Raw genomic sequence first — 19,805 nt, 5'->3', positions numbered from 1 at the left:
TGATTTTCACCGCCACTACTTGTTTTTCTCCGCCAAATTAGTTAAAATGGCGGAGAAAAGAGGTGGATGGCGGTGAAAAAATTTGATTATAATGAGTTGGTTAAACTCACCTTTAGCTATGATTTGTTGAATATGCTGACCAAGATTCATGAATATAAAGGAAAGCAAGAACTATATGTTACAACAAAACCGGAGATATTAAATAAGCTAACGGATTTGGCTTTGATTCAAAGTACAGAGGCTTCCAATAAAATCGAAGGAATTGCAACAACAGATGGTCGCTTGAAGAAAATCGTATCTGAAAAGATCAAACCACGGAACCGAGATGAAGAAGAAATAGCCGGTTATCGAGATGTTTTGAAACTTATTCATGACAGTTATGAATATATTCGAGTGGTACCAAACGATATTTTAACATTACATAAAAACCTATATAATTATTCAGGTAAAAATTATAAAGGAAAGTTAAAGAGTAGCGATAATGTTATCACAGAGAAGAATATGGATGGTAGCGAACAAGTTCGCTTTGTACCAGCTCCAGCTTATTTAACACCGGATTTAATCAAAGAATTGTGTTACCAATACAATCAAGCCATTCAGAAAGACGAAATAGATCCATTATTATTGATTCCCTGCTTTGTTTTGGACTTTCTTTCGATTCATCCGTTTAGTGATGGAAATGGTCGGATGTCACGTTTATTAACACTGTTATTGCTGTACAAGTCGGGCTATTTAGTCGGCAAGTACATTAGTATTGAGATGATGATTGAGGAATCGAAACAAACTTACTACGAAGTATTACAAGCAAGTTCTGTAGGATGGTTGGAAAATGAGCAGGACTATACACCTTTTGTCCGCTATTTTGTGGGAATTATTTTGCGAGCATATGAAAATTTCTCAGAGCGCTTCGAGATTATTATTAATCGGGAACTAACCCCAGCAGAGCGACTAATAGAAAAATTAGAAAAGTCTTTTGAACCCCTAAGCAGAGCTGACTTTGAGAACCTATTGCCAGACATCAGCCAACGAACGATAGAACGGGCCTTGGCTGAGTTACAAACAGAGCATAAGATTCAAAAAGTTGGCCAAGGGCGCTCAACTAAGTATCAGCTAATAAATTAATCGTTAGGTACATCATAAACATGACCAATATAAACTGCTCATTGTAAAAGGAGGCTAGAACATTGTGTTCCGGCCTCCTTTTTAGCTGTTTGTAGGATTAGTTTGGATTAGAACGATGGCTTAATATCCCTAGTGCATTGGCGATTGGAAATACAATTAATGCAATTAGACTCTCAAAACTAAAAATAGGGTCGTTAAGTCTAACTTTAACGATAATAAGAACAATGAAAAAAGCGGAAAAATTGATAAGTACTGCTTTCCACCAAGCAATTTCAGGACCCTTTCTTAAAGGCTTATACTTGTTAAGTAACCAAGTTATTAATAAGCTAGGACCGAAAATTATTAAAAGTAACCAAACAAGATGATCAGTCATAAACATGACCACTATAAAAATAAATGCGGCAATTAATCCAATTAAGTTATCACGGAATTGTTTTGTCATAAATTAACGCCCCCTCTATATGGCTAGTGTAACAAAAATTCATATGTGAAACAGTGTTGACAGTTTATAAAAATGAGTATAGAATTCATGACATATTAAAATCAAATTAAAAAGCGATGAAAAGATGAGTAGATTAGTGGCGTTATCAGAGAATTTGCGGGTGGTGCGAGCAAATAATGAAGCTAGTCGAAGATGGTCTTGGAGCAAAAGATTGGTGAGCGTATGCAAACCATCGATGGTTGACTACCAATATCGAGTTAATTATGCAGTAATGATTTATGTTAGCTGACATAATAAGCTGGTTTTTACCAGGAATTAAGGTGGTACCGCGGATGAACGCCCTTGAGAAATTTATTTCTTGAGGGCGTTTTTGACGTTTATCAAGGCTTTTTAATAAAAACTAAAATGATATGATTCGGAAAGTAATGGCAAAAATGTTTACAGAAAAACGACAGTTGATGAGAGTCGTAACAAGGATTGCACATGAAAAATGGCCGATGATCACGTAACGTGAACGATATTGTAAGCGTTAGGCGGTTTGTCACCGTTATTAGACTAACCCAATTTTGGGTGATGAGGTTTGTTAGAGTAATCGGCAAACAAATCAGAATGGTATCGCGATGTCCTCGCTTCTGTATTTAACAGGAGTGGGGCTTTTTTATTTGGATAATACAGAATAAGGGGAAAAAACATGGGAAAAACAGCAATTATTACTGGTGCAGGACAAGGTATTGGAGAAGCAACCGCATATCGATTGGCAAAAGATGGTTTTAATATCGCTGTTGCTGACATCAATGAACAAACAGTGACACAAGTCGCACAGAATTTACGTGATCAAGGATTTGAAGCAAAAGCTTATATTATTGATGTTTCTGATCGTGAAGCTGTTTTTCAATTAGTTGAAGATGCAATCAACGATTTAGGTGAATTAGCTGTTTTCGTCAACAATGCTGGTGTTGCTTTTATTGATTCCGTGATTGATTCGGATCCTGATAAAATTTCACGTTTGTTTGACGTAAATTTGAAAGGAACCTATTGGGGAATTCAAGCTGCTGCAACAAAGTTTAAAGCACAAGGTCATGGTGGACGCATTATTAATGCAGCATCACTAGCTAGTGTAGAAGCATCAGCGCTACAAAGTGCTTATTCAGCATCAAAATTTGGTATTCGTGGGTTAACCCAATCAGCAGCTAAGGAGTTAGCTGCTGACCAAATTACGGTTAATTCATATAGTCCAGGAATTGTACGCACACCTTTGCGTGACAGTATTGATGCCAGAACAGCTGAAATTAAAGGACTTTCGGTACCTGAGCAGCAAGCAAATTGTTTAACCGAAATTGGTTTAGGGCGTGAAGGAACACCTGCCGATGTTGCAGAGGTGATTGCTTGGTTTGCTTCACCAAATGCAGCATACATTACAGGACAAACGATGCTAGTTGATGGAGGTATGCACTTTAGCTAACACAATATGCGTTAAAAAAGGAAGGAGGATTAGTAGATGAGCGCAACTAATATCGCAATTGATTTACAACAGATAAACGTGACATTTAAACGCAATAATGAAAATTTAGTTGCGCTAGATAATGTGTCATTGCAGGTCGAAAAGGGGAGTATTTATGGCATTATCGGTTATTCCGGTGCCGGGAAAAGTACTTTAGTACGTATCATCAACTTATTGCAACGACCTGATACAGGATCTGTTAGTATTTTGGGACAGGATTTGTTGTCTTTGCATGATAAGGAATTACGTGGTGTGCGAAAAAAGGTGGGGATGATTTTTCAACATTTTAATTTATTACGGTCACGAACAGTTTTAAATAATGTTGAGTATCCATTATTAAGTCAAAAAATGTCACGTAGTAAGCGACATGCTAAAGCGTTGGAATTATTAAAATTAGTTGGTTTGGATGAATACGCTAAGGCTTATCCAGATGAATTATCAGGTGGACAAAAGCAGCGTGTTGCCATTGCTCGAGCACTGGCTAATAATCCTGATGTTCTAATTAGTGATGAAGCGACAAGTGCATTAGATCCACAGACGACGGAAGATATTTTGCAATTACTAAAGCATTTAAATGAAAAATTAGGGCTAACCATCGTGTTGATTACGCATGAAATGCAAGTGATTAAGTCAATTTGTCAAAATGTTGCCGTAATGGAAAAGGGTCGCATTATTGAAAAAGGTTCAGTTAGTGAAGTATTTACGGCTCCTAAACAAGCTTTAACGCAAAAGTTTGTGGAATCAGCAGCTAACGTGACCGAAATGCGTCAACAAATTAGTGATGATCATCTAATTGAAAACTTACAATCTAATGAACGATTGTTATATTTGCGTTTTTCTAGTGAAGTTACCAGTGAAGCAGTTATTTCATCTCTAGCTATTAAATACGGCATATCAGCTAGTATTTTATTTGCGAATGTACAAAAAGTTGCCCAGTTGTCATTAGGTTACATGCTAATTGTCTTAACGGCATCAGATGAACACTTTGCGACAATATTGGATTATCTGACAACAGTTGGCGTTGTTGTAACCGATTTTTCTACGGGAGAGGAGCAGATTTATGTTAGCTAATTGGTTTCCAAATGTTGTTCCAATTTGGCCGCAATTTGTGCAAGCAACTTGGGAAACGTTGTATATGACGTTTTGGTCAGCATTAATTGCCGGTGTTTTAGGATTAGGAACAGGTATTTTTTTAGTGGTGACGCAGCCCGGTGGTATTAATGCTGATCCACCATTTTATAATTTCTTAGATAAACTAGTGAATTTGTTACGGTCAGTACCTTTTATTATTTTATTGGCGGTAATGGCACCAATCACAAAGTATATTGTTGGTACAACGGTTGGTACGCCGGCGGCACTTGTACCGTTAATTGTTGGTATTTTTCCTTTTTATGCGCGCCAAGTTCAAAATGCACTTTTAAGTATTGAACCATCAGTGATTGAAGCGGCACAGGCAATGGGTTCAAGTACTGGTGAAATTATTTATCGTATTTATTTACGTGAATGCTTGCCTGATATTATACGTGTTTCGATAGTAACTATTATTAGTTTACTTGGATTGACGACAATGGCAGGGGCAATCGGTTCTGGTGGACTAGGAGATATTGCAATCAGTGTCGGTTATGCGCGTTTTGAAAATGATGTCACGATTGCTGCCTTGCTAGTTATTTTGGTGATGGTGTTCATTGTTCAGATAATTGGCGATTGGATTGCCAAAAAGGTTGAACGATTTTAAGGTCATCAAATCAAAATATAGGAGGCGTAACTGTGAAAATAAAAAATTGGCTGATACTAATCAGCAGTTTGGTGGTTCTTGGTGGTATTGCAGTTGGTCTGCATACGTATAACACGTATAAAATATCGCATGCGCCAGAACAAATAACCGTGGGCTCAATGGGAAGTGACTATCAAGTTTGGCAACACATTGCTAAAAGTAAGGAAGCACGAAAACTTAACTTAAAAATTACGGTTAAACAAATTAATGATGGTGTGCAATTAAATAATGCTACGGCAGAACATAATGTAAATGTGAATGCTTTTCAGTCTTATTCATATTTAAAATCTTATAATCATGAAAATCCAAAACATAAGTTAATGAATTTAGGAACCACTTACTTAGAACCAATGGGTATATATTCAGATAAGTATCAAAAACTTAAGGATATTCCGGCAGGTGCAACAATTGCGATCGCTGATAATCCTGCAAATACTTCGCGTGGCTTATTGTTATTGCAAGATGCTGGTTTGATTAAATTAAAAGCCGGTTTTGATGCATTAGGTAATACGGATGATGTTGTATCCAATCCACGTAATCTAAAATTTAAAAAAATAGATGATACAACTGGACCACGTATTTTAAATAGTGTTGATGCGGCATTAATTTCGAATACAGTTGCCTTAGAAGGAAAGCTAAATGTTATGAAAGATTCCTTGTATCATGAAAAAATTAATCAGAGTACGCGCCAAAATATTAATATTTTAGCAGCGGCAGCGGATATTAGTGATCGGAATAAAAAAGACTATCAAAAATTAGTTACTTTGTACCATGATCCGGCTATTCAAAAATATATTAAGGATACGTATGATGGTACGAAGATTGAAGTTAAGAAGCCGGTTAGTTATTTAAAGTAGTAACAGTAAAAGATGATTTATGTACGAATTAAGTTAAGCATGATATTATTTGCGAAATTAACTTACTTTTTATTTGTAACACTTGCGGGAGTAGCGGCGCATATGCGTGGGAAACTGACTAACTAGATTAGGTATCTAGCGGCCAACCTTAAATAGCAAGACGCAGAGAATATTTTCCTTAAAGGGGTGTACAAATGAATAGATCGAGTAGTGAGTCAGATGACGGCCTGTTGTCCAAACAGTCAGATTTTTATAATCAAGATTGGGTACAGGTCATTGATGATTTACAGTCAAATTATCCAGCAGGGCTTCAGCCACATGAAATAGATAAACGGCTAAGGATACACGGTTATAACGAAGTTACTTTGAAATCAGTTCCTAAATGGTTGATTTTTTTGAGACAGTTTAACAGTGTTATTATTTATATTTTAATTGTTGCAGCAGCTTTAACACTATTGATGGGGCATTATTCGGATGCTGTAGTTATCGGTTTAGTAGTTATTGTGAATGCATTAATTGGTTATATACAAGAAGTAAATGCAAGTAATGCGTTGGATAAAATCAAAAACATGTTATCTGTTGATGCAACGGTTTTGCGAAATGGTGAACGATTTGATGTACCCGCACGTGAATTGGTACCAGGTGATTTAGTTTATTTAGAAGCAGGTGATAATGTTCCTGCCGATTTACGAATTGTTGATGCCGATAATCTACGCGTGCAAGAATCTTCTTTGACAGGTGAAGCTGATTCTGTGTTAAAGGATGAAGTCGTTTTGGTGGGTAAAGTACCACTAGCGGAGAGAGGTAATATGGCGTACGCATCAACGTCTGTTACCAATGGTAGTGCAACGGGTATTGTTGTTGCGACGGGAATAAATACACAAATTGGTCAAATTTCAAAAAGTGTTGCGGATGTTTCTGGTGAAAAATCACCTTTGACGAGAGAATTGAACCGTTTGGGTAATGGTATCTCTTGGGTAATTATTGCTGTTGCATTATTAGTGTTTGTTTTTGGATGGTTTTTAAATATTTATGAATTACCAACATTAGTTATGGCAATTATTGCGATGATTGTTGGTTCAGTTCCTGAGGGTTTGCCTGCTGCAACTTCAATTATCTTGGCGACAGGTGTTAAAAAACTAACGAAAAAAGATGCTATTGTGAAAACATTACCTGCTGCTGAGACATTGGGAGCAGTAGATATTATTGCTTCTGATAAGACAGGAACGCTAACTAAAAATGAGATGACAATTCAAGATATTGTCATTGCTAAAAAGCATTATAAAGTTACAGGGACTGGATATGCACCAGTAGGCGAGATTTTGTACGATGGCATTCCTGTAGATGTTACACAAGATAACCAACTGGAAATGTTTTTAACTATGGGGCATCAAGCTAATGATACCTTCTTAACTGAAGAAGACGGTGTTTGGAATATTAATGGTGAACCGACAGATGCTTCATTTTTGTCGGCATATTACAAAGCCTTTGGTCAAAAAAATCCTAAGCTAACAGAAATTGATCGAATTCCTTTTGATTCGGATTATCGTTACATGGCGCGTTTAGCAGAAAATCAACGATATGAACGTTTCATTGCAATTAAGGGTTCTCCTGACAAATTATTTGATTTAGCAGAACAAAATGGCAATTTTGATCGTCAGTATTGGTCTGAATTAGCGTCGGAATTTGCACAATCAGGGAAGCGTGTGATTGCAGTTGGATATATTGATGTTGAACAAAATGTTGAAGAAGTAACGCATGATACGTTACAAAAGTACGGTATAAACTTTTTGGGATTAGCAGCGATTATTGATCCGCCACGTCCAGAAGTTATTGATGCCATTGCTGATATGCGTCAAGCTGGTATTTATGTAAAAATGATTACTGGTGATAGCCCAGACACTGCAAAGGCAATCGGTAAACAACTTGGGTTAGCTGAAAATATTCAGGTTATTACAGGATCAGATGTTGAGGATTTGTCTGATGCACAATTAGCTGAAGTCGTTACAAAATATGATGTGTTTGCACGGACGACACCGCAAGATAAACTGCGCATTATAGCAGCATATCAAGCAAATAATTTAGTTACAGCAATGACTGGGGATGGCGTTAATGATGCACCGGCCTTGAAGAAGGCGGATATTGGTGTTGCCATGGGAATTAAAGGAACAGACGTTGCTAAGGATTCAGCAGATATGGTTTTGGCTAATGATGATTTTTCAACGATTAAAACGGCGATTGAGCAAGGACGACGATTATATGATAATATTCGTAAAACGATTTTGTATTTGTTACCGACAAGTTTTGCTGAAGGGTTAATTGTTGTTTTTAGTATTCTATTACAACAGACAATGCCAATGACGGCAATTCAATTGTTATGGATTAATATGGTGTCAGCATTGACGTTACAACTGGCATTCATTTTTGAACCTGCTGAGCCAGGCATTATGAACCGTTCACCGCGTAAAACGACAGAAAAATTAATGAATCGATATGATGTTTTTCAAATGATTTATGTCAGCGTGATTATTGCTGCTGGAGCGCTAGTTGTCTTTGAGTGGTTTGATAATTTAGTTGGTTTTTCAATTGCAAGTACGATGGCTGTTAATACAATAATATTTGGTAAGATTTTCTATCTATTTAATATTAGAACTGCAGATTCTGTATTGAGTAAGTCATTTTGGACGAATCCAATGGCGTTTGGTGCAATTGGTTTGATGATTATTTTGCAAATAGTATTTACTTACTTGCCATTTATGAATACTATCTTCTCTACGGGACCATTGTCATTAATTAATTGGAGTATTGTTATTGCAATCGGATTGCTTGTTTTGGTTATTACTGAGCTAGACAAGTACCGTCGTTTAAAAAAAGTTGATAGATAAAATAAAGCAACCTTAGTATTTAATTAATACCAGGGTTGCTTTTTCTATTGGTAAAACCAATTATTCAACTTTAGGGAAGACACCGGTTTGATAAATTTTATCCAATGCTTGATAGTCACGAATTAATTCGTAATAACCATTATGAAAATCATTCCATAATAAAATACTGGCAATCTTGCCAATGAACCAAAAAATTTGATCATCTTCTTGAGCGTTGACGATTAATTTTAAGAAACCATTTTGAATAATTAAATTAAAATCATGATCATCTTTTTGGTAGCTAATAATTTTTTCAAATGATGTTATGAGTAAATCATGAATGTTTTGGAATGGATGGTTTTCAAAATTACTAAAATCGATAGGAAAATTTTTAGCTTCATATTCAATATATTTATTTAATAAGTCATATTTATCAGTAAAGTGATGATAAACAGTATTTCTATGGATGAGGGCTTGATTAGCAATCATAGTGATGCTAATATCTGAAAATTTATTTTTTATCAGTAATTCTTTGAAACTGGTAAAAATAACTTTTTCCATTCTTTTTTGGCTTAAATTTCCCATATAAATGCCCTCCGATGACCATTTGATGTGCACTTCACATTTATTGTACATGGACACCATTCGCAAAATCAATTAAATTATAAGTTAATAGTTTAATATGGAGGAGAAAATAGATGAATAATTTTTTAGCCAGGTTTGGTAAATGGACTTATAACAATAAGTTTAAAGTTCTCCTTTCTTGGGTAGTAATATTGATTGTTTTCATTGGTAGTTTGGTTGCCATGGGATCTCATTTTAATACAAATTTGAAGATTTCAGGTGTGCCATCAACTGATGTGCAGAGTGTTCTAAAGAAAGAATTTAATCAATCGGTTGATGCCGGGACAATGAATATTGTTGTGCAAAATAAACAAGACGACAGTATTCAGGAACAGGCTGATAAGAAACGGATTAATGCTGCTGTTAAGAAGATTAAAGCTGATCATCAAGACAACATTAAGACAATTACCAGTCCTTATGACTCACAAACAATTAGTGAAGATAAGACAACTGGTATTATCAGCATAACATTCAAAAAAGAAGCTAATAATGTTTCAAAGAGTGTTGTAAATGATATTCAAAAAATCACGAATGATAAAGTAAAATCAAACAATTTGAAAGTTGCTTATTCAGGAAATGTCATGATGGATTATGACATTGGTGGTACGTCAGAGATTATTGGAATTTTGATTGCCTTTGTCTTGTTGATGGTATTATTTAAGTCATTTGTGACGGCTGGTTTGCCAATTATTACGGCGATTGTTGGTCTAGTAAGTGGACTAATTGTGGTGATGCTGGGAACGAATGTCTTTTCAATTGCTAGTGTCGCTCAAACGCTATCAATTATGATTAGTTTGGCTGTTGGTATTGATTATGCTTTGTTTATTTTGCATCGTTTTATTGGTGAGTTAAAGACAAGTCGACAAAATGAATTGCATAAGACTGGTAAGGTGATATCAGAAGATGAAGCGATGGCAGTTACGTTATCAAGTGCTGGAAGTTCAGTCTTGTTTGCTGGTGTCACAGTTATCATCGCCCTTGTTGGTTTGTCATTAGTTGGTATTGATTTCCTAACACAGATGGGAATTGCAGCAGCTGTTGGTGTTGTGTTTGCGGTATTATCAGCTGTAACACTATTGCCAGCACTAATTTCATTGTTGCATAAGTTTGTTAAGCCATCTGATAAAGCTGTTAAGTCAACGAAGACGAAAAAAGATGGTTTTATGACTAAGTCAATTGTTAACCATCCAATTATTATGGTTATCGTGAGTGTGATTGTATTGGGTGCCTTTATGATTCCAGTGTCACACATGCGTTTGGGAATGCCATTTGATGGTGCATTACCTAAGAACACGACACAACGTCAAGCTTATGAGATGACAGCAGATAAATTTGGGGATGGTTACAACGCAACATTAGTTGGTGTTGTAAAGTTGGATACGTCAAATTCTGATGCACAAAACAAGAAGATTCTAACGAAAGCTACTGATCATATTGCCAAGATGGATAATGTGAAAATGCTAGCACCTGTTGTTAATAAAGAAGCTGTTGCAAAGTATAAGTCACCAGCAATGCAAGAGAAGATTAAGGCTGATGGTCAAAAATATGTGCAAGCTAAGGTGATGGACTTAATGAAGTCTAATCCAACTGCTGGTCAGGCAGAGCAACAACAAGCAATTCAAAAAGCAACGCAAGAATATCAAGCTAAGATTACACAAGAAGTAAAGAAAGCTGCCATATCAGATGTGCCAGCTCAAATTAGTAAGGATAAAAAGTATGCGTTAATTATTGTTATGCCTAAGACGAATACTGCGTCAGCTAAAACTGAAACGTTGGCACAAAAGATTAACAGCTATTCGGATTCATTGCAAAAGAGTGATGATACTAAGATTACTTTGACCGGAACGAACGCCGTTAATATCGATATTTCAGAAAAGTTGAATAACGCTATCCCAATGTTTACGGGAATCGTAATGGTATTGGCATTCGTCTTGTTGATGTTTATGTTTAAGTCATTTATTATTCCACTTATGGCGATTATCGGCTTTGGTTTGTCGTTATTCGCTTCATTAGGATTAACAACCATGATTATGCAAGATGGTCTTTTCAATATTAGTGAAAAAGCACCAATATTAGCATTCTTACCAGTGATTGTTATTGGAATTATCTTTGGACTAGCAATGGATTACGAAGTATTTATGGTATCTAGAATTCGTGAAACTTATATTACGACCGGTGATAATAAGCTTGCGGTGAAGGCTGGTTTGCAAGAAAGTGGTCCAGTTATTATCACAGCAGCATTAATTATGATTGCTGTCTTTGGTAGTTTCGCATTGGTTCAAGATCCAACTATTAAGGCAATTGGAATTTCATTGGCAAGTGGTATCTTATTTGATGCTTTCTTTGTCCGTTTGATTATTATTCCAGCCACGATTAAGATATTTGGTAGAGCAAATTGGTATTTCCCAGGTGCTAACTACTACAATAAGTTTAAGGATTAAATCATGGTAAAACCGTTCATGTATGTAACATGGACGGCTTTTTATTAGTGAAGAAAGTAATTAATATAAAAAGTATAAATTTTTCGGTTAGGAGCCAAATTCGCGTTATAATAATATTATTAGAATACTTTGTGGGAGATAATTATTAATGGAAAAAAACCGTGTGCCCGCCGAAGCAGTTCGGAATGCCTTAATACATTTTATTAAAAAGCGTAATATTTCTATTCCGAGAATTTTAGAGTCTGTCGATATTTCAAGATCACGTTTGTATGATTATTTAAAGGGAAATGGTCGTGTCAGTGCCACCACTTTTGTAAATTTGCTGACAACAATTGACGTATCATATGATGAATTACTATTACATATCTATCTAACGCAACCAGAATTAGTCGATGTGACGATTAAAGAATTAGGGTTAGATTTACATTCGTATACTAAAACACCAAATGAAGATATGGTGTACCAAGTACTTGCTTTATTTGAGGAAACACATAATACACGTCTACTATTAAATGTTGTGCGTGCAATTAATTCTCAAGTAATTGATCTTGGTCAACGATACCGTTTAGTCGAAATTGCGCGACCAACAATTGTGAAGTTTTTGAAGAATCGTGAATTATATTCATCAACTGACATGTTGTTATTTGCAAATATCATCCGTCATGTACCGTATGATACGGTAAAGAAGATGGTTAGCGAGATGACTGGTCAAGTTGAACAGATGATTGCCTTAGAAGGTTATGGATTAGTTGAAATGGATCATTTTGCGCCAGCAGCGGTTTGGAATGTTGCATTATTAAACTTCCAAATGTTGTTGTTAGCATTGGAAAATGGGGATACGGAAAATGTTTCTGCAACAATGAGCTATATTGAAGAAAATCGATTCCCTGATTATGGTAGTTACTTTACGTTTGTTAAGAAATTGACTGAAGTACTTAAGCTAACTTTAGATGGGCAAGAAGATGAAGCAAAGAAATTGTGGGAAGCGACTGTTAAAGCTTTGAACTTTATGGTGGATGACCGTTTCTGGCCAACATTTACTTATCTATCACAACAATCATATCAAGAATTTATCAAACCAGTTTTGGATTATCAAAATGTCATAAATGCTGATTAATAGGAAAGGCCGTCTACTTGTGAGGTGTAAACCTCAGTTAGCAAACGGCCTTTTTTGTATTAATTAGTGTTGCTAGAAGTTAATTCTAAAATCATGTGACGATGATCAATGTTAGCTTCTTGGAAAACGGGACCTTCGGCAGTGAAACCAATTTTTTTGTAAAAACCGATGGCTTGGACTTGGGCACCTAAGTCGAGACTATGGATATTAGCTTGTTTTGCATCAGCAATGATTTGCTTCAATAATTGACCAGCGTAGCCGTTACCACGTGCTTCCATGATGGTGGCAACACGTTGGATATGCCAATTAGTATGTTCATTGTTTTCAGCAATTCTAGCTGTCGTAATTGGTTTGCTATCTAGAAAACCGACGTAATGGATGGTTTGGTCATCTAAATTATCTAGTTCAACCGACTTAGGTACATTTTGTTCAATCATAAAGACTTGTGTTCTAATAGCGATTGCTGCTTTACTAATTTCACTAATGCCATAAGCGTGTTGGATGGTAAAATTTTCTTTATTCATACACTATCTCCCAATAAACATATTGTTATTATTTTAGCGCAATTTATTCATTTTATGAAAGAAGTAAGGTGTCATAAAACGATTTGCGATATAATTGTTAAGATACTAAATTTAAAAAATTAATAAACGAGTTTTAGAAAGAAGAGAAAAACTATTATGGCGCATAAGAGTCGTTTTTCTTGGGTCAATACACGGTTCGGCTTTGTTGTCTTATTAGTTGTATTGGTCTGGGCGAAAACACAATTAGCAAATATAATGGATTTCCATCTGTATTCAGGTGCTTCCGTTGTTCAATATATAACGCTATTACTAAATCCGATACCATTAGCATTATTGCTTATTGGAATCGCTTTTTATTTTAAAAAATCAAAATTATTCTATTCTGTTGCAACGATTATGTACATTATTAGTACATTGTTGGTGCATTTGAATGTTATTTACTATCGTGAATTTACGGACTTTATGTCAGTTGCCACTATGTTGGGCTATGACAAAGTTAATCAGGGCCTAGGGGCATCAGGATTTGCTTTGACCAATATTCATGATTTGTTGTTCTGGATTGATATTCCGATTTTCATTGCGTTCTTTTTGTTTAAAAAGATGCATTTTGATAAAACGGCTACTTCTAAATTTATGGGGTTTGCCATATCAACCTTTGCTATATTTGGATTTATGACAACCTTAGTATTGGGTGAGGCTGATCGTCCGCAATTAATCACGCGTCAGTTTGATAGTAAAATGTTGGTGAAATATTTAGGAATTGATGCATATACAGTATTTGATGGGATTAAAACGCATGGTGTAACTGAAATGCGTAAGTCAGCTAAAAAGTCAGATATTGATAATGTGTTGGATTACGTTAATAAGAATTATACAGATGCAAATGCCAAGTATGCAGGTATTGCAAAAGGTAAGAATGTTTTTGTTATTCATCTAGAATCATTCCAACAGTTTTCTCTTGATTTAAAGGTTAACAATCAAGCAGTTACGCCAAACTTAAATAACATTTATCATTCTGATTCAACGATTGCTTTTGATAACTTCTTCCATCAGGTTGGACAAGGAAAAACATCCGATGCTGAGAACATGTTAGAGACTTCAACGTTTGGTTTACCACAAGGATCATTGTTTGCAACCCAAGGAAATGACCAAACGTTTGAAGCGATGCCTTCAATTTTGAAACAAAATGGTGGTTATTCATCAGCAGTTTTCCATGGGAATAATGCTAGTTTTTGGAATCGTAATAATGTTTATAAAAATATGGGTTACCAGTATTTCTTTGATGCAAGTTATTATGACACGTCTGGTGATAAAGCCATGGGTTACGGTTTAAAGGATAAGTTGTTATTCTATGATTCAATTCCATATCTTGAAAAGATGCAGCAACCATTTTATGCAAAGTATATTACGGTAACTAATCATTTCCCATATAGTTTGGATGACGAGGATAAAGATCCTAACTTTACGACGTCAGATACGGATTCTGATGTTGTGAACGGATACTTTGAAACGAATCACTATCTTGATCAATCAATTGGTGAATTTTACAATTATCTGAAAAAATCAGGGTTATACGATAAGTCGATTATTGTGCTATATGGTGATCATTATGGTATTTCAAACTCAGAGAATAAACAATTAGCACCTGTTCTTGGTAAGGATCCAAATGATTGGACAGATTATGATAATGCACAATTGCAACGCGTGCCATTTATGGTAAATATTCCAGGTTGGCACGGTGGTGGCATTAACCATACTTACGGTGGTGAAATTGATGTGATGCCAACGTTGTTACATTTGCTAGGGGTTGATTCAAAGAAGTATGTGCAACTGGGACAAGATTTGTTGAGTACAAATCGTAAACAAGTTGTTGCTTTCCGAGATAAAGATTTTGTAACGCCGGAATATACGTATACGAATCATGAATTATACGATAATAAGACTGGTGAAGTAATTCAAAATCCTTCTAAGAAATTGCAAGCTAAGATTGATAAGTATAAGCAAGAAGTGCGTGAGAAATTGAAAATTTCTGATAACCTCAACCAAAAAGATTTGTTGCGTTTCTATAAACCAAAGGGTTACCAATCTGTTGATGCTTCGAAATATAATTACTCAAATGGGTTAGCTAAGTTGAAGACCTTAGATGAACAACGAGGTAATGAGTCAACATCGCTATGGCATCAGCGTAATGATAAAAAGTCGCAATCGTTATATGAAACTGATGCGCCTGAAAAGGATAAACCAAAGTCAGATACATCACGTATTCAACAAGTTAACCCAGATGGTGGTGACGACACTGATGGTGGCGATGCTACGCCTAATCCATAATAAGGTTGACAAATTTGTCAAATAACCTAACAATTAATACGATTATGATTAATTGAAGGAGAACGATTATGGCATTTTCAGGAGATCATTCATACCGAATGAAAGCCCTGGAATCAGAGTTATTTCAATTTCGGATAGGTGAATTAGCAACAATGACGGGAGCTTCAACTCGTCAATTACGTTATTGGGAAAGCAAAGGGATTATTTCTTCATTAATTCGAGAAGGCGAACAAGAGGCACGAATATATAATTATACGGCTTATGTAACTGTTGCTTCAATTAAGCAGTTTTTAGATGAAGGTTATACGTTAAAGGCTGCTGTTAAAAAAACAAAAGAACACCAAGAGAATTGGCATGTTCTGCACAATGTTATTCGACAAAGTGTTCAAGGGGTGGTTTCATTGGATGATGAGCCGGCTGTTGATTTGGGCTTTTTTGATGAAGAGGAAACACAACGTTTGTATGCCCAGATTGATGAAAATAAGAAAGTAAAATATACTGTGCGACCTTGGCATGAAGATACGACTCATGCTGAATAGGTAAAGCTAATTAATATCTCGAAATCATTAACTAATTATTTGGTTGATGATTTCGAGATATTTTTGTATAAAAATTAAATGCTGTCCCGCAAAAAAAGGTTAATAACTGTTAAACTAATAAAAGATAGAATAAAGAGGAATGAATGATGGCAGATTGGCAACAATTTTATAAGCGTTCTTGGTCAGAACGAGTTGATATCTTAGTCAATAATCAACAGTTAACAAATGCAGAACAAGATTTAATCAAAGAAAATTATAATTATATTGGCGAACAGCAAATTGAGAATTATATTTATAATTTTGGTGTACCAACCGGATTATTATTAAATTTGCCGGTCGATGGCAAAAAAGTTATCGTGCCCATGGCAACGGAAGAACCTAGTGTCATTGCGGCTGCTAATAATGGTGCCCGAATTATGCGTCAAGGTACTGGTGTGCAGACTAAATTTTCTAAACACTTAATGCGTGGTCAAATTTTATTGGTTCATGTAGCGGATGTGCGAGCATTATCAAATTATGTACGTGAACATGAGCGTTCATTGTTACAATGTGCCAATGATGCACATCCATCAATGGCTAAACGTGGTGGTGGTGCCAAAGAGATTTTGATTGAAACAATGGATGACAGTACAGTCGCAGTGAATGTTTTGGTAGATACCAAAGAAGCAATGGGGGCCAATACGGTTAATACTATGGCCGAAGCGGTTGCAGCAAAATTACGTCAACAAGGGTACGAAGTTTTGATGGCAATCTTATCAAATTATGGTACGGAATCATTAATTACGGCGGAGGTGGCCATTCCGGTTGCAGCTTTAGCAACGAAACAAGGTTTAGCTGGTGAGGAAGTTGCACAAAAAATAGCTTTAGCTAGTCATATGGAAACTTTATCACCACATCGCGCGGTAACTGCAAATAAAGGTATTTTGAACGGTATTGAAGCGGTTGTGCTTGCAAGTGGTAATGATACGCGAGCTGTTAATGCAGCCTTGCACGCCTATGCGGCTCATGATGGTCAGTATCAAGGTTTAATCTGTTGGCAGGTTGTTGCTGATCAGTTAATTGGTACAACAACGATGCCAATGTCAGTTGGTGTTGTTGGTGGTTCTATTGGCATTGTACCTGCAGTAAAATTGAATCATCATATTATGGGAGAACCGACTTCTACAGAACTGGCAAGCATCATTGTGGCGACTGGTTTAGCACAAAATTTGGCAGCGTTGCGGGCGCTAGTGTCGACAGGTATTCAGGCTGGACACATGGCATTGCAAGCAAAGTCTCTAGCAGTGCAAGTTGGTGCACAAGCGGGTGAAATCGATCGATTAGTAGCTAAGTTAAATGCAGCACCTAAGATGGATGCCACATCAGCGAAAAAATTATTGCAAGAGTTACGAGAAGAAGTAACGGATTAAAGATAGGAAGATAATATGAAATTTACAAAAGAGACGTTAACGTTATTGGACCAAGTAAATGAGATATATCCTGGTTCAGTAATTTTACGTGGTAATGAAATGGCAACCGGTGTGATTACGTATGATCAAGTTTCTACAGAGATGCTAGGAACACGTTTGATGGTTGAAGTAACTGATGGTACTGCGCCTGACTTTTTGGCAACATCTGAGTTGTTAATGATGTTATTAACATTAAATGGGTATCCACAAATCTATTTCCAACTTAAAGATGAAGATATTGATTTAACGGATCAATTGATGGTTATGACTACTCATCTATATCAGCCAGCGTTGCGTGCAATTATATATCGTGAACAGGTAGCACATGGTATGTTGACGGCAGATGTTGTTAAGGGGATGGTTGCTGGTGTACAACAAACATTAACACCAGAGACAGCGCAAGATAACAGTGAAAATGCTTTGCGTTTGTTAACACTATTAGACTTACAGGTATTTTTGCACAATGCGCCAGAAGAAACAGACGCTATTGTTGAAACGATGGCAGAACGCTATCCACAAGCATGGACTGCTGCACAAAAGATTTTTGACGCAATGCGTGTTGATGATATTAAAAATGCATTTACTGTTCATCGTGCTGTTGTTGCAGCTTTTAAATTATTTGATGAGCAAATGGTAACTTGGAACTTACCTGAAATTCATGCTGATGAATTTGCAACTTTGACACCAGTTTTGTCAGAACGCCAATTACGTTTACCGTTAGCACAAGTATTTGATATTAAGCACCTAACGATGCAAGATCGTAATACCGGCAAAGAAGCTTACGCTGGCTTACTTAAGACATCTGGACAAAATAGCTTTGTTTTGGCAGCACCTGATGATGATTTGGCTAGTTTCTTTAAAGAGCTTTACCAAACACCGGTAAAAGAAGTGTTGGTTAAGCTTGGCCAACCATTTGCAATACGTTAAGGAGTTAAACATGACATTAGTAACACCAGAAATACAGCAACTGTTTGATGATGCTAAAAGTATTGTCTTCTTGACGGGTGCGGGTGTTTCAACAGCTTCAGGTATTCCAGATTACCGTTCAAAGGGTGGTATTTATGATGGTGTCTCATTACCACCAGAATATTTATTGAGTACGGATGCCTTAGCTAAGGAACCAGACAAGATGTATCAGTTCATGAAGGATAATATGTATTTTTTGGATGCAAAGCCTAATATTATTCATCAAAAGATGGCTGATTTAACGTATGAAAATCGTGCACGCATTATTACACAGAATGTAGATGGATTACATTTGGAGGCTGGTGCTAAAAATGTTATTGAGTTTCATGGGTCACTCTATAATATTTACGCTCCTGTTGATGGGGTAAAAAGCGATGTAACATCATATCTAAAGTCACAGTATCGTGAAGATGGTGCATTACTACGGCCAGCGATTACTTTGTATGGTGAAATTCCTTTTAGAGTAGATGAAGCAGCAAAGTGGGTGATGCAAGCCGATCTTGTTGTTATTGTCGGCACGAGTTTTGTGGTATATCCATTTGCTGGGTTATTGCAATATGCCCAATCAACAGCTTCAATTTTGGCGGTTAATCTAGAAGAGATTCCGGCACCCGCTAATGTAGAGCAAGTTGTTGGAGATGCACGTGAATTTTTTGAAGAGTTGCATATTTAACTTCTATATAGATAGAAACTGGTATTTAGGTACCAGTTTTTTCTTTATTAAGGTGCTAAATAATGTTCGTAAAAATTTGTTCTTAATAACCTGTTGACGAACGTTAAGATTCCTGTTATTATTAATGAGTTGGCAAATGAGCCGGCAGTATTACTTGGTATATTCATTCTAAAATAATTAATTCATAATTTGATGAAATTAGTTGTTGACAATGAATTGCTTATCATGTAATATAGATTAAGTTGTCAGCGAGACAACGACGTAGGTCATTGAAAACTGAATATCGTTTCGATAGAACAAATGTGTAGGGTCTTCAAGTATTATTACTTGAAACAAAAACATTTGCGAAGTCAATTCGCTAGTAAATTCGTTTAACTTCTGTTAAACAAAACAAATTAATGAGTTATACTCAAGCTTTTAAAATGAGAGTTTGATCCTGGCTCAGGATGAACGCTGGCGGCGTGCCTAATACATGCAAGTCGAACGCTTTGTGCTTAATTGATATGATGAGCTTGCTCTGATTTGATTTTTTGATTTCAAAGAGTGGCGAACGGGTGAGTAACACGTGGGTAACCTACCTCTTAG

Annotated in this window: 16 protein-coding genes, 1 rRNA gene and 2 other annotated features; of the genes, 14 read left to right on the top strand and 3 right to left on the bottom strand. The window is 36.1% G+C overall.

The features are described from left to right. The first annotated feature begins 66 nt into the window (after window positions 1-66). Window positions 67-1,122: a Fic family protein gene (locus GA0061074_RS02240; RefSeq protein ID WP_174855272.1), complete on the top strand. Its 1,056-nt coding sequence runs from the start codon at window positions 67-69 to the stop codon at window positions 1,120-1,122. A 97-nt stretch (window positions 1,123-1,219) separates the two neighbouring features. On the opposite strand, the gene GA0061074_RS02235 is transcribed toward GA0061074_RS02240, so the two are convergent. Beyond that, window positions 1,220-1,564: a hypothetical protein gene (locus GA0061074_RS02235; protein WP_092461486.1), complete on the bottom strand. Its 345-nt coding sequence runs from the start codon at window positions 1,562-1,564 to the stop codon at window positions 1,220-1,222. Between the two features lie 107 nt (window positions 1,565-1,671). Further along, window positions 1,672-1,911 (top strand) — a binding site (T-box leader). Between the two features lie 54 nt (window positions 1,912-1,965). Next, window positions 1,966-2,201, top strand: a binding site (T-box leader). A gap of 54 nt (window positions 2,202-2,255) precedes the next feature. Here GA0061074_RS02235 and GA0061074_RS02230 point away from each other — a divergent pair. The 5 genes from GA0061074_RS02230 (at window position 2,256) to GA0061074_RS02210 (ending at window position 8,581) form a co-directional block, all read left to right on the top strand. Next, window positions 2,256-3,026: an acetoin reductase gene (locus tag GA0061074_RS02230; protein WP_092461485.1), complete on the top strand. Its 771-nt coding sequence runs from the start codon at window positions 2,256-2,258 to the stop codon at window positions 3,024-3,026. A gap of 36 nt (window positions 3,027-3,062) precedes the next feature. Beyond that, entirely contained in the window at window positions 3,063-4,136 is a 1,074-nt protein-coding gene (locus tag GA0061074_RS02225; protein WP_092461484.1) for a methionine ABC transporter ATP-binding protein, read from the top strand. Further along, complete coding sequence (locus GA0061074_RS02220) at window positions 4,126-4,800, top strand: methionine ABC transporter permease (protein ID WP_092461483.1); 675 nt, start codon at window positions 4,126-4,128, stop codon at window positions 4,798-4,800. Before GA0061074_RS02225 ends, GA0061074_RS02220 begins: the two co-directional genes overlap by 11 nt. A gap of 32 nt (window positions 4,801-4,832) precedes the next feature. Next, complete coding sequence (locus GA0061074_RS02215) at window positions 4,833-5,696, top strand: MetQ/NlpA family ABC transporter substrate-binding protein (RefSeq protein ID WP_092461482.1); 864 nt, start codon at window positions 4,833-4,835, stop codon at window positions 5,694-5,696. Between the two features lie 194 nt (window positions 5,697-5,890). Next, window positions 5,891-8,581, top strand: a complete 2,691-nt coding sequence (locus tag GA0061074_RS02210; protein WP_092461481.1) for an HAD-IC family P-type ATPase — start codon at window positions 5,891-5,893, stop codon at window positions 8,579-8,581. Between the two features lie 60 nt (window positions 8,582-8,641). Here the strand turns inward: GA0061074_RS02210 and GA0061074_RS02205 are convergent, their stop codons facing one another. Continuing rightward, window positions 8,642-9,145, bottom strand: a complete 504-nt coding sequence (locus GA0061074_RS02205) for a TetR/AcrR family transcriptional regulator (RefSeq protein WP_092461480.1) — start codon at window positions 9,143-9,145, stop codon at window positions 8,642-8,644. A gap of 113 nt (window positions 9,146-9,258) precedes the next feature. Between GA0061074_RS02205 and GA0061074_RS02200 the strand changes: the two genes are divergently transcribed. Continuing rightward, entirely contained in the window at window positions 9,259-11,625 is a 2,367-nt protein-coding gene (locus GA0061074_RS02200; protein WP_092461479.1) for an MMPL family transporter, read from the top strand. 148 nt (window positions 11,626-11,773) lie between these two features. Further along, window positions 11,774-12,742 carry a helix-turn-helix domain-containing protein gene (locus GA0061074_RS02195; protein WP_092461478.1) on the top strand — a complete coding sequence of 323 codons (969 nt, stop codon included), beginning with the start codon at window positions 11,774-11,776 and terminating at the stop codon, window positions 12,740-12,742. 59 nt (window positions 12,743-12,801) lie between these two features. Here the strand turns inward: GA0061074_RS02195 and GA0061074_RS02190 are convergent, their stop codons facing one another. Continuing rightward, window positions 12,802-13,266 (bottom strand): GNAT family N-acetyltransferase, encoded by a 465-nt coding sequence (locus GA0061074_RS02190; protein ID WP_092461477.1) that lies wholly within the window; start codon window positions 13,264-13,266, stop codon window positions 12,802-12,804. A gap of 156 nt (window positions 13,267-13,422) precedes the next feature. Here GA0061074_RS02190 and GA0061074_RS02185 point away from each other — a divergent pair, with 156 nt between their 5' ends. From GA0061074_RS02185 to GA0061074_RS02160, 6 genes are all read left to right on the top strand, one after another. Further along, window positions 13,423-15,594 carry an LTA synthase family protein gene (locus tag GA0061074_RS02185; protein ID WP_092461476.1) on the top strand — a complete coding sequence of 724 codons (2,172 nt, stop codon included), beginning with the start codon at window positions 13,423-13,425 and terminating at the stop codon, window positions 15,592-15,594. Window positions 15,595-15,662: 68 nt separating this feature from the next. Further along, window positions 15,663-16,133, top strand: coding sequence for a MerR family transcriptional regulator (locus tag GA0061074_RS02180; protein ID WP_092461475.1), 471 nt, complete (start codon window positions 15,663-15,665; stop codon window positions 16,131-16,133). Window positions 16,134-16,276: 143 nt separating this feature from the next. Next, window positions 16,277-17,542, top strand: a complete 1,266-nt coding sequence (locus tag GA0061074_RS02175; protein WP_341853152.1) for a hydroxymethylglutaryl-CoA reductase, degradative — start codon at window positions 16,277-16,279, stop codon at window positions 17,540-17,542. Between the two features lie 15 nt (window positions 17,543-17,557). Further along, window positions 17,558-18,508 (top strand): IpaB/EvcA family protein, encoded by a 951-nt coding sequence (locus tag GA0061074_RS02170; protein WP_092461473.1) that lies wholly within the window; start codon window positions 17,558-17,560, stop codon window positions 18,506-18,508. Window positions 18,509-18,518: 10 nt separating this feature from the next. After that, window positions 18,519-19,220: an NAD-dependent protein deacylase gene (locus GA0061074_RS02165; protein WP_092461472.1), complete on the top strand. Its 702-nt coding sequence runs from the start codon at window positions 18,519-18,521 to the stop codon at window positions 19,218-19,220. A gap of 418 nt (window positions 19,221-19,638) precedes the next feature. Next, a 16S ribosomal RNA gene (locus tag GA0061074_RS02160) occupies window positions 19,639-19,805 on the top strand; the annotation flags it as partial.

The sequence above is a fragment of the Weissella bombi genome (assembly GCF_900094835.1).
GTDB lineage: Bacteria > Bacillota > Bacilli > Lactobacillales > Lactobacillaceae > Weissella > Weissella bombi.
The sequence above is the reverse complement of the archived record's forward strand: the minus strand, read 5'-3'. Positions and strand labels throughout refer to the sequence as shown.

Bases quoted from the DNA above. Each gene is read 5' to 3' on its own strand.
- GA0061074_RS02240 (WP_174855272.1), top strand. From the start codon at position 67: ATGGCGGTGAAAAAATTTGATTATAATGAGTTGGTTAAACTCACCTTT.
- GA0061074_RS02235 (WP_092461486.1), bottom strand. From the start codon at position 1,564: ATGACAAAACAATTCCGTGATAACTTAATTGGATTAATTGCCGCATTT.
- GA0061074_RS02230 (WP_092461485.1), top strand. From the start codon at position 2,256: ATGGGAAAAACAGCAATTATTACTGGTGCAGGACAAGGTATTGGAGAA.
- GA0061074_RS02225 (WP_092461484.1), top strand. From the start codon at position 3,063: ATGAGCGCAACTAATATCGCAATTGATTTACAACAGATAAACGTGACA.
- GA0061074_RS02220 (WP_092461483.1), top strand. From the start codon at position 4,126: ATGTTAGCTAATTGGTTTCCAAATGTTGTTCCAATTTGGCCGCAATTT.
- GA0061074_RS02210 (WP_092461481.1), top strand. From the start codon at position 5,891: ATGAATAGATCGAGTAGTGAGTCAGATGACGGCCTGTTGTCCAAACAG.
- GA0061074_RS02205 (WP_092461480.1), bottom strand. From the start codon at position 9,145: ATGGGAAATTTAAGCCAAAAAAGAATGGAAAAAGTTATTTTTACCAGT.
- GA0061074_RS02200 (WP_092461479.1), top strand. From the start codon at position 9,259: ATGAATAATTTTTTAGCCAGGTTTGGTAAATGGACTTATAACAATAAG.
- GA0061074_RS02195 (WP_092461478.1), top strand. From the start codon at position 11,774: ATGGAAAAAAACCGTGTGCCCGCCGAAGCAGTTCGGAATGCCTTAATA.
- GA0061074_RS02190 (WP_092461477.1), bottom strand. From the start codon at position 13,266: ATGAATAAAGAAAATTTTACCATCCAACACGCTTATGGCATTAGTGAA.
- GA0061074_RS02185 (WP_092461476.1), top strand. From the start codon at position 13,423: ATGGCGCATAAGAGTCGTTTTTCTTGGGTCAATACACGGTTCGGCTTT.
- GA0061074_RS02180 (WP_092461475.1), top strand. From the start codon at position 15,663: ATGGCATTTTCAGGAGATCATTCATACCGAATGAAAGCCCTGGAATCA.
- GA0061074_RS02175 (WP_341853152.1), top strand. From the start codon at position 16,277: ATGATGGCAGATTGGCAACAATTTTATAAGCGTTCTTGGTCAGAACGA.
- GA0061074_RS02170 (WP_092461473.1), top strand. From the start codon at position 17,558: ATGAAATTTACAAAAGAGACGTTAACGTTATTGGACCAAGTAAATGAG.
- GA0061074_RS02165 (WP_092461472.1), top strand. From the start codon at position 18,519: ATGACATTAGTAACACCAGAAATACAGCAACTGTTTGATGATGCTAAA.